Source organism: Sphingobium sp. (assembly GCF_048594625.1).
In the GTDB taxonomy this organism is placed as follows: domain Bacteria; phylum Pseudomonadota; class Alphaproteobacteria; order Sphingomonadales; family Sphingomonadaceae; genus Sphingobium.
Genome location: NZ_JBMDWL010000101.1, coordinates 18784 through 29211 on the forward strand (window position 1 = coordinate 18784; position 10428 = coordinate 29211).

General features: G+C 63.1%; 7 protein-coding genes and 1 pseudogene. 4 read left to right on the top strand and 4 right to left on the bottom strand.

Annotated elements, in window-relative coordinates; all coding sequences use genetic code 11:
* Window positions 1–65 precede the first annotated feature (65 nt).
* The 4 genes from ACOJSJ_RS12940 to ACOJSJ_RS12955 all read left to right on the top strand — a co-directional run bounded on the left by ACOJSJ_RS12940 (window position 66) and on the right by ACOJSJ_RS12955 (window position 5797).
* Window positions 66–1742: a GMC oxidoreductase gene (locus ACOJSJ_RS12940; RefSeq protein ID WP_420145391.1), complete on the top strand. Its 1677-nt coding sequence runs from the start codon at window positions 66–68 to the stop codon at window positions 1740–1742.
* Between the two features lie 97 nt (window positions 1743–1839).
* Window positions 1840–2643 (top strand): ThuA domain-containing protein, encoded by an 804-nt coding sequence (locus tag ACOJSJ_RS12945; protein ID WP_420145392.1) that lies wholly within the window; start codon window positions 1840–1842, stop codon window positions 2641–2643.
* Between the two features lie 287 nt (window positions 2644–2930).
* Window positions 2931–4166, top strand: coding sequence for an MFS transporter (locus ACOJSJ_RS12950; protein WP_420145393.1), 1236 nt, complete (start codon window positions 2931–2933; stop codon window positions 4164–4166).
* Window positions 4163–5797 (top strand): glycoside hydrolase family 43 protein, encoded by a 1635-nt coding sequence (locus ACOJSJ_RS12955; protein WP_420145394.1) that lies wholly within the window; start codon window positions 4163–4165, stop codon window positions 5795–5797. Before ACOJSJ_RS12950 ends, ACOJSJ_RS12955 begins: the two co-directional genes overlap by 4 nt.
* On the opposite strand, the gene ACOJSJ_RS12960 is transcribed toward ACOJSJ_RS12955, so the two are convergent.
* The 4 genes and pseudogenes from ACOJSJ_RS12960 to ACOJSJ_RS12975 all read right to left on the bottom strand — a co-directional run.
* Window positions 5758–6804 (bottom strand): LacI family DNA-binding transcriptional regulator, encoded by a 1047-nt coding sequence (locus ACOJSJ_RS12960; RefSeq protein WP_420145395.1) that lies wholly within the window; start codon window positions 6802–6804, stop codon window positions 5758–5760. The genes ACOJSJ_RS12955 and ACOJSJ_RS12960 overlap by 40 nt on opposite strands.
* Before the next feature lie 501 nt (window positions 6805–7305).
* Complete coding sequence (locus tag ACOJSJ_RS12965; RefSeq protein WP_420145396.1) at window positions 7306–8814, bottom strand: CRTAC1 family protein; 1509 nt, start codon at window positions 8812–8814, stop codon at window positions 7306–7308.
* 19 nt (window positions 8815–8833) lie between these two features.
* Entirely contained in the window at window positions 8834–10135 is a 1302-nt protein-coding gene (locus ACOJSJ_RS12970) for an MFS transporter (protein ID WP_420145397.1), read from the bottom strand.
* Window positions 10136–10167: 32 nt separating this feature from the next.
* Window positions 10168–10428, bottom strand: a pseudogene (locus ACOJSJ_RS12975) (transcriptional regulator); the annotation flags it as partial.

The window sequence follows — 10428 nt, forward strand, 5'->3', positions numbered from 1 at the left end:
AGGCGCAGGATCGCACGCGATCTTCACCTATCCATTTTCCGCATTTTCATCGGGCAGGCATCACCATGGCAGCAACGGATCGTTTTGACGCAATCGTTATCGGATCGGGCATCAGCGGCGGCTGGGCCGCCAAGGAACTGACGGAAAAGGGGCTGCGCGTCCTGATGGTCGACCGTGGCCGCATGGTCGAACATGGGGAGGATTATCCCTTCGACGGCAAATCGGCCTATGACATTCCGGCGCGCGGCAAAATGCCCGCCGCCCTTGCGAAACGCGATTATTTCGCGCTGAACGGCTGGGTTTCGCCCGCCACGCAGCCCTTCTTCATCAACGACCGGCTCAACCCCTATGATTACGATGCGCCCAACAAGTTCAACTGGGTCCGTCCATCGGTGGTCGGCGGCAAGTCGCTGACATGGGGCCGGTGGAGCTTCCGCTGGAGCGAAGCGGATTTTGCCGCCAACAAACGCGAAGGCGTGGGGACGGACTGGCCCATCCGCTATGACGATGTCGCGCCATGGTACAGCTATGTCGAAAATTATATCGGCGTGTCGGGTGGCCGGGAAAATCTGCCCTATCTGCCCGACAGTGAATTCATGCCGCCTTTCCCGATGAACGTCGCGGAAAAATGGCTGAAGGACCGGCTGGAAACGGAATTTCCCGGCCGCAAGCTGATCAACGCCCGTCTCAGCAATATTACGGAAGACAAGCCCGAACAGGGGCGCACCCGCTGCCAGAAACGCGCCCAGTGCGATCGCGGATGCAGCTTCGGCGCCTATTTCTCGACGCAGGCGGTGACGCTGCCCGCCGCGCGCGCGACCGGGCGGCTGACGCTGCGGTCGGACGCATGGGTCACCAACCTTGAATATGATCCGGCGGCAAAGCGGGTCACGGGCGTGCGCATGGTGGACGCCAACACCGGACAGGCCGAAGTGGTTCAGGCGCGCATGGTATTCCTGTGCGCTTCCGCGATGAGCTCGCTCCACGTCCTGCTCAACAGCCGCCCCGAAGGCAGCGAGCGCAGCTATTTCCATTCCAGCGGCGCATTGGGCAGCGCGGTCATGGATCATATCTTCCGCGTCGGCGTGTCCGGCGACATTCCGGGGATGAACGAATTTGTGGAATATGGGCGGCGTCCCGGCGGCGTCTACGTCCCGCGCTTCCGCAATCTGGATGCGGAAGACCTGCCCTTCAAACGCGGATATGGTTTTCAGGGCGGCGCCGGGCGTCAGGCCTCCGCACCCGAAGGCTTCGGCTTGTCGATGAAGCATGGCATGCGCAAATATGGCCCATGGCGTTTTTCGATGGGCGCGTTCGGCGAATGCCTGCCCTATGAGGATAATCGCGTCATGCTCAACCACAGCAAGACCGACCGTTTCGGCACGCCGCTGCTGCGGTTCGACGTCCGGTTCCGCGACAATGAAATCAAGATGATGGACGATGCGCTGGAACAGGGCGTGCTGATGCTGCGCAAGGCGGGGCTGACCAATGTCACCGGCAGCCGGGGTCAGCATGTTCCGGGTGAGGCCATCCATGAAATGGGCGGCGCGCGCATGGGGAATGATCCGACGACGTCGGTCCTCAACAAATGGAATCAGGCACATGACGCCCCCAATCTGTTCGTGACCGACGGTGCGCAGATGGCGTCGGTATCCTGCGTCAATCCCTCGCTCACCTTCATGGCGATGACCGCGCGCGCCGCCGATCAGGCGGTGAAGCAGATGAAGGCGGGCATGATCTAACCGGGGCGAACGATCGCCGGAGCGCCCCTACGACCACAACCCTCTTGAAATTGCGCGACATCCGGCCATGCACCGGGGCGAATGCGCGAAAGGACGCATGATGCACAGATTTCTGGCGACGATCGCGCTGCTGGCGATGGGACAGGCCACGCCCAACCCGCATCTGCCGCCCCCCACCTATGATCGGGTCGCGCCGGTTCTGCCCAAGAAGCTCGATGATGCGGTGCTGATCCTGTCCAAGACCAACGGGTGGCGGCATATCGAACATATCCCCCATTCCAACATGGTGTTGGCCGACATCGCCGCCAATCTCGGCCATGCCAGCTACACGACGGAAAATGCCGCCATCTTCAACGACGCGCAGTTGCGCCATTTTTCGGTGGTTGTCCTCAACAGCGCGAGCGGTGATTTCCTGACGAAGGATCAGCGCGCGGCCTTCGCCCGTTTCGTCGCGCGCGGCGGCGGCGTGGTCGCGCTGCATGCGGCCGGGGACAACAGCCACAAGGCGCCATGGTATGTGGACACGATCATCGGCACCACCTTCACCGGGCATCCGGGCGGTCAGGATCAGTTCCAGTCGGCGCAGGTCATGGTCGATCAGCCGCAGCATCCCGTCATGGCCGGGGTGACGCTGCCGTGGAAGCCGGTCGACGAATGGTATTCCTTCGACGTGAACCCGCAGACGCGCGGCATGTCGATCCTCGCGCGGATCGATGAGGGCAGCTATCGCCCCGGCGCAAAGCTGACGATGGGCACCCATCCGGTCATCTGGACCAATCCCGCCGCAAAGGGGCGCGTGGTGTATTCGGCGCTGGGTCACAATCCGCAAAATTACGACGATCCCAATTATCGCCGCATCCTGACGAACGCGATCCGCTGGGCCGGTCACTTCGGTCACTAGACCATGTTGAGCCATCGGGATCAGGTGACGGCGCGAAAAATGCAGTAATCGGGGTCGGCTCAACAGCCGTCCCCAACATGGGAAAAACAAAGGCATAGCCGACAGGCCAAGGGCATCGCATGCACGGCCCGCGCGCGGGGCTGGCGCCATCGCACGACGCCCCTCCCCGCCCGCCGCACGATGCCATTGGGACGGCGAGGGAAACCGGCTCCGTCGCTGCCCGCACAAGCGGCTTGCGGCATGCGCCATCAGATGTTAACGTTATCATAATTCATAAGGGCGGGTTCGTGGCAGGAAAAATCAGGTGGACCATCATCGGCGTCTTCGTGGGCGCGATGGTGATCAATTATCTCTCGCGCTCGGTCCTTGGGGTCGCCGCGCCGGTCATCCTCGACGAACAGTCCATCAACAGCGTCGAATATGGCTGGATCACCAGCGCCTTTCAGTTCGGCGTGATGCTGCAACCGGCCGCTGGCTATTTCCTCGACAGCGTGGGCCTGCGCATCGGGTTCGGCCTGTGCGTGGCGGCATGGTCGCTGGTCACGATGGCGCATGGTTTCGTCAACGGCTGGATGGGATTTGCCGCGCTGCGCGGACTGCTCGGCCTTGCCGAAGGATCGGCGCAGCCCGCCGGGCAGAAAATGGTCGCGGAATGGTTCCCGTCCAGGGAACGTGGCCTTGCGGGCGGCATCTACAATATCGGCGCATCCTTCGGCGCAGTCTTCGCGCCGCCGCTGGTGGCATGGGCCGTGATGATGCACAGCTGGCGCCTCGCCTTCATCGTCGCGGGCGCGATCGGCCTGTGCTGGGCGATCCTGTGGCTGTTCTATTATAACAGCCCGTCGAAACATCCCCGGCTCACCGCCAAGGAACATGACTATATCACCAGCGGACAGGAAAGCCGCCTCGCGCCCCAGTCCGACCGCGTGCCCATCAAATCGCTGCTGCGCCGCCGCGACCTGTGGGGCATCGCCCTGCCCCGCATGCTGGCCGATCCGGTATGGGGCATGCTGTCGTTCTGGATGCCGCTCTATCTGGCGCGGGTGCGCGGTTTCGATCTGGCGCAGATCGCGCTGTTCGCCTGGCTTCCCTTTCTGGCCGCCGATCTTGGCTGCCTGTTCGGTCCCGCCGTCGTCGCCTATCTTCAGCGCCGCAATGTCGACCTGATCGACGCGCGCCGATGGGCCTTCACGCTGGGCGCGGTGATGATGACCGCCATGGCCTTTGTCGGCATGGCGTCCAACCCCTATGTCGCGATCGCGCTCCTGTGCCTTGGCGGGTTCGCGCATCAGACGCTGTCGGTCACCGTCATCACCATGGCGTCGGACCTTTTCCCCCGCAATGCCGTGGCCACCGCCGCCGGTTTCGCGGGCCTTGCCGGCAATCTCGGCGTCCTCATCTTCACCCTGCTGCTGGGCCAGATGGTGGACAGCGTGGGTTACGGCCCCTTCTTCGTCATATTGGGCGTTCTGGATCTTCTGGGCGCCGCGATCCTATGGACATTGGTACGCAAGCCTGCATGAACCAGATTTCAAACCCGATCCTGCCGGGCTTCAATCCCGACCCTTCGATCGTGCGGGTGGGGGATGATTTCTACATCGCCACCTCCACCTTCGAATGGTATCCGGGCGTTCAGATCCACCACAGCCGCGACCTGAAACACTGGCGTCTGGCGGCCCGCCCGCTGGCCCGCGCGTCACAGCTCGACATGCGCGGCGCGCCCGATTCGTGCGGCGTGTGGGCGCCCGACCTCAGCTATGCCGATGGTCGCTTCTGGCTCGTCTACACCGATGTGAAGCGCTATGGCGTCACCACCGTCAACGGCGCGAAGGGCGCGTCGCTGCGCGACTTTCCCAATTATGTCGTCAGCTGCGACCGCATCGACGGCACATGGTCGGACGCCAGCCACCTCAACAGCAGTGGCTTCGATCCCGCCCTGTTCCATGACGATGACGGGCGCAGCTGGATGCTGAACATGTTGTGGGATCATCGTCCGGGCAAAGGCCGCTTTGCAGGCATCCAGATTCAGGAATTTGATCGCGACGCCCTGACGCTGCGGGGCGATCCCCACCTGATCTTCCGGGGCACGCAACTGGGCTTTACCGAAGGACCGCATATCTACAAGCGCGACGGCTATTACCACCTGCTGGTCGCCGAAGGCGGCACCGGCTGGAACCATGCCGTCGTCATGGCCCGGTCGCGCAGCCTGCTTGGTCCCTATGAAGCGCATCCCGATGGCCCGGTGCTGACGGCGTCGGGTCGCCGCGACGGTCCCCTGACGCGGACGGGCCATGGCGACCTGGTGGAACTGGCGGATGGCACGACATGGATGGCCTATCTGTGCGGCCGCCCGGTCGCAGGCCGCGAACGCTGCATTTTCGGTCGTGAAACCGCCATTCAGCCGATGGAGTGGGGGGATGATGGATGGCTGCGCACGCCCGATCGCGATGCGCAACCGGTCGTCAATCCCGCCACGCCCGACCTGCCGTCCGCACCATGGCCCGATCAGCACTGGAACGGCGATTTCGACCGGGACACGCTACCCCCCGAATTTCAGTGGCTGCGCAGCCCCGATCCCGAAAGGCTGTTCACCCTGTCGCAACGCCCCGGCCATCTGCGCCTGCACGGCCGCGAAACCGTGGGCAGCCATTTCGAACAGGCGCTCGTCGCCCGCCGGTTGCAGCACAGGCGCTTCACCGCGACGACCAGCGTCGATGCCTCACCCCGCTCGTTCCAGCAGGCCGCCGGGCTGATCCTCTATTATAACAGCAGCAAATATTATTATCTCAACATCAGCGCGGATGAAGGCAGGCGCGAACTGCAATTGATGGTCGCTTCCCCGGAACTGGCGGAAAATATCGCGATCGACGTCATTACCGCCCTGCCGGATGGCCCCATGGAATTGAGGGCCGATGGCGATGGCGACCGGCTGTCGTTCTTCTGGCGACCGGCCGGTGCCGCCGACTGGCAATCCGTGCCCCGCACGCTCGACCTCTCCATCCTGTCGGACGAAGTGACCTTTCCCGGCTTCCCCAATTTCACCGGCAGCTTCATCGGCATGGCCTGTCAGGATCAGTCGGGTATGGCCATGCCCGCCGATTTCGCCTTCTTCCGTTATGAAGGGGCGGATAATCCGATCGCGCTGGTGGACTGACGTTCGATGATCTGGTGATCCAATATGGTTTCGCCCGGCACTTTCGACCTGCCGCCTCTGGCGCCGATTTCGGCCATCAACAGGCTCAGCGCCTGCGCCGCCAGATCGCGCACGGGCTGATGCACGGTCGTCAGCGGCGGCCATAATGTGCTGGCCGCTATGGTATCGTCGAACCCCACCACCGTCAGTTCGCCCGGCACGTCCAGATGCTGGCGGTGCGCCACCGATACGACGGCCGCCGCCATGTCGTCATTGCTGGCGAAGATGGCGGTCGGCCGGTCGGGCATCGCCAGCAACTGTTCGGCGGCGGCCAGTCCCGAAACATAGGTGAAATCGCCCTGCGCCACCTGCACGCTGACCCCGCCGGTTTCGCGGACGGCGGCATAGAATCCCGCCATGCGTTCCGCACTCGCCGCCTGATCGGGATTGCCCAATATGAAACCGATCCGCCTGTGCCCCAGATCCAGCAGCAACCGGGTCATCTGACAGGCCGCCGCACGATCGTCGATCCGTACGCAGATCGTCCCGCCCGACGGATAGGCGCCCACGGCCGCCATCGGGCATCCCGCTTCCTTCAACATGCGCACGACCTCCGGCGCTTCGCCCAGCGGCGGGGCCAGCAATGCGCCGCTCAGCCCCATGTCCAGCGCATCCTGCAACGCCGCCCGGTCCGGCGGTCGCCCCCCTTCTCCTTTCAGCAAGACCAGCCGCGCGCCGCGTGCGGACGCTTCCTCGAACACGCCGGTCAGGAACTCGCTCATGAACGCCGCGCTGACGTTGGAATAGAGGATGCCGATCCGCAATTCGCTCGACGTCACCAGACTGCGCGCCGCGACATTGGGGGTATAGGCCAGCGCCTTGATCGCTTCTTCCACGATGCGGCGGGTGTCTTCGCTCACGCCCGGCCGATGGTTGATGACGCGCGAAACCGTCATGGAGGAAACCCCGGCCCGCAATGCCACATCCACGATGGTCGCCCCCCGCGCCGGACGCTCGGACTTCGACATATTCTGACTGGCTCCCCCGGATGACTTGCGCTGGATTAGGGCATCTGCCCGCGATGGAAAAGCGGCAATATGGATAGCCCCCTCCCCGCCAGAAGACAGCGCAAAAGGAGAGCGAGGCAACGGACGCCATTGCGCCGAAAATCAACAGCCACCGATGTTATCTATAATAAGAACGAGAAGAAAATGATCTTGCAGCAAAGGCCAGGGCGGCGGGCAGCCATTGCCTGCGCATCATTGTCACTTTCGCTGTCTGCGTCCGCCGTTCCCGCCGCCGCGCCGCTACCTGCCCGGTTCGGGCGGTTCAGCCATCAGGGGCGGTCGATCGAAAAAGGGCGCGCTCAAACCCGGCGTCGACGCCGCTCTCAACACGCAGAAAGCGGGGTGGCTTCGTCGGGACTGCCTTCGCCTCTCATCACTACAGTCCGACGGGCCGAACGCAGATCGCTCAAAGGAAAAAGGGCGACGCCCGGTCCCGCGTCGGCCCCTTCCCATGGTGGCAAGTTACCTCTGCCGGATCACCAGCGATTTGCCATAATAGCGCGCCGGGCTGACATTGGGGATGGTCTGGATTTTGCGCCCTTCCCGGCTCATCCAGGTCACTTCCACCTTCACCGCGTCCATCGACTTCAGGCCGAAATGCAGCGGCGCGGCATTTTCCGAATTATATCCGTCGCCGGTCGACAATTGCCGCGTGGCAAGGATCTTGCCCGCCTTGTCATACAGCCGCACTTCCGCTCCCATGCGGGTAAAGCGCCCCTTCGCATCCAGCAGCGTGACCGACAGGCTCCGCTTGCTGGCCTTCGCGTCCAGATTGTTGTGGAACAGGAAATGCCCGCCCTGGCTGGTGTAACCACGCATCACCGACAGGTCGAGCGCCCCGTCGCGATCATAATCCACCCACTGGACGCCATGGTCACCTACGTTCAGCTTCGATGTTTCGGTCAGGATCTGGCGGAAACCCTTGCCCCCTTCATTGTGGAACAGGCTGTCCTTGGGCTGCTGCTGGTCGCGCGGTCCGTGATAGGATGTGACGTAAAGATCGAGATAGCCGTCATTGTCATAATCGCCCCACACCGCGCCGACGGCATGGTTGTCGATCGCGACGCCCATATCTTTGGCCACGTTGGTGAAGGTGCCGTCGCCATTATTATGGTACAGCGTGTTCACGCCATAATTGGGCACGAACAGGTCTAGATGGCCGTCATTGTCATAATCGCCCACGGCGCAGCCCACGCCGCCTTCTTCCTTGGTCCGGCCGGGATTGTCCATGCCCAGCTGCGGCGCGACGTCGGTGAAGGTGCCGTCGCCATTGTTGCGCCACAGGGAATCGGTCGCCCCCGACTGGTTGGCCAGGAACACGTCCAGAAATCCGTCGCGATTATAATCGAACCAGCATGCGCCGACCGTGGGCCGCGGATCGGATACGCCGCCATCAACCGACACTTGAACGAACGTGCCGCCATCATTGCGGTACAGGCTGTTGGGACCGATGCGATTGGCGGCATAGACGTCCAGATCGCCGTCATTGTCATAATCGACCCAGCTGGTCTGGCGGGCGGAACGATTGGGAATGGTCAGGCCCAGTTCGGGCGCGACATTGGTAAATTTCTTGCCGCCTTCGTTGCGAAAGACCAGACTCAGTTCCTTGGGCATGGTCGCCCCGCCCAGCAGGTCGATCCAGCCATCGCCATCATAATCGCCCCATGCCACGCCGCGCATTTCCGGGCCGGACGTCGGCAGGCCCATCTGCGGGCCGACATTGACGAACTTGCCCTTGTCGTTGCGATACAGGCGGATGTCCCCGCCCTTCAGCGACACGACGAGGTCGAGGTCGCCGTCATTGTCGAAATCGGCCCAGCTGTTGGACAGCGATCCTGGAATGGCGAAATCGCCGGGCTGTACGGATGTGAAGGGCGGTTCGGCGGGCGCCGGTGCGTCCTGCGCCAGCGCGGGCTGGCACAGCAGCATCATGGGCAGGATATGGCAAAGCGTGCGGGTCACAGATGGCATGGGCTTCTTCCCCTTTTTGTCAGATTTGGCTGGTTTTGCGCGTGTCGGGCATGCGCAGATAGACGATCAGAGACACCGCGATCATGGCGGTGACATACCAGTAGAAGCCGCCTTCCATCCCGGCATGCTTCATCCACAGCGCCGCATATTCGGCGGTCCCGCCGAACAGGGTATTGGCCAGCGCATAGGGCAGCGCGACGCCCAGCGCGCGGATATTGGCGGGGAACAGCTCCGCCTTCACGATGGCGTTGATGGACGTATATCCGGTGACGATCACCAGTCCCGCCAGCACCAGCAGGAACGCGCCGAAGGATGAAGTGACGCTTTCTAGCGCGGTAAAGATCGCCGTGGTGCACAGCACGCCGCTGACGCCAAAGCCGATCAGCAGCGGCTTGCGCCCGATCCGGTCGGACAGCCACCCCGCCATCGGCTGCAACAACATGTAGATGAAAAGGGCCGACGCCATGATCGCGGTCGCGGTCTGGCGGCCGAACCCGGCGCTGTTGACCAGGAATTTCTGCATATATGTGCTAAAGGCGTAGAAGGCGAGCGTGCCCCCAGCCGTCAATGCCATGACCAGCAGCACTTCGCGCGGGTGGCGACGGATCAGGTTCAGGCCGCTCGACCGGGGATGCTCCTTTACCGCCGCGCTTTCCTCGAACGCCTCGGTTTCCTTCAGCCCCCGGCGCAGGCGGTACACGCCCACCGCCATCAGGCCGCCGATGACGAACGGCACACGCCATCCCCAGCTTTCCAGCTGATGCTCCGTCAGGAACAGCTGGAGCAGAAGCAGCACGCACAATGCCAGCAACTGCCCCGCGATCAGAGTCACATATTGAAAGCTGGAGAAAAATCCGCGCTGGTCGTGCTGCGCCATTTCCGACAGATAGGTGGCGCTCGCGCCATATTCGCCGCCGATCGACAGCCCCTGCATCAGCCGGGCGAGCAGCAGCAGCGCGGGCGCTGCGACGCCGATGGTGGCATAGCCCGGAATGGCGGCGATCATCAGCGATCCGCCCGCCATCAGCATGACCGACAGGGTCAGGCCCGCCTTGCGTCCTTTGCGATCGGCATAGATGCCCATCGCCCAGGCACCGATCGGGCGCATCAGGAAACCGACGGCGAAAATCGCCGCCGCGTTCAGCAGCTGCGCGGTGCTGTCATCCGACGGGAAAAAGATCGGCGCGAAATAGAGGGTGAAGGCCGAATAGACATACCAGTCATACCATTCGATCAGGTTGCCGATCGATCCGCCCAGGATCGATCGCAGGCGGTCCTGCCGGGATATGGTGGCGGGCGATAGGGATGACACATGTTCCATCCCCGTTGATACGGACGGCCTCGCCTGTTCTGCTAATCGTCCTGTGCGGAAACCAATATTATCGAATTGTCGCTGCCCGGTACGGCGCGCACACCAAAGCCGCTTTGCAGCGCATCGACGAAATCCTGCGACCGGTCGAGTCGGAAGGCGCCCCCCACCCGCAGGCTGGCGATGGCAGGATCGCCGATGACCAGCGGGGTCGCGCGATAACGGTTGAACTCCTCCACCGCCTGCGCCAGCGTGTCGCCTTCGAACTCGACCATGCCTTCCTGCCAGGCGATGCGCTGCTTGAT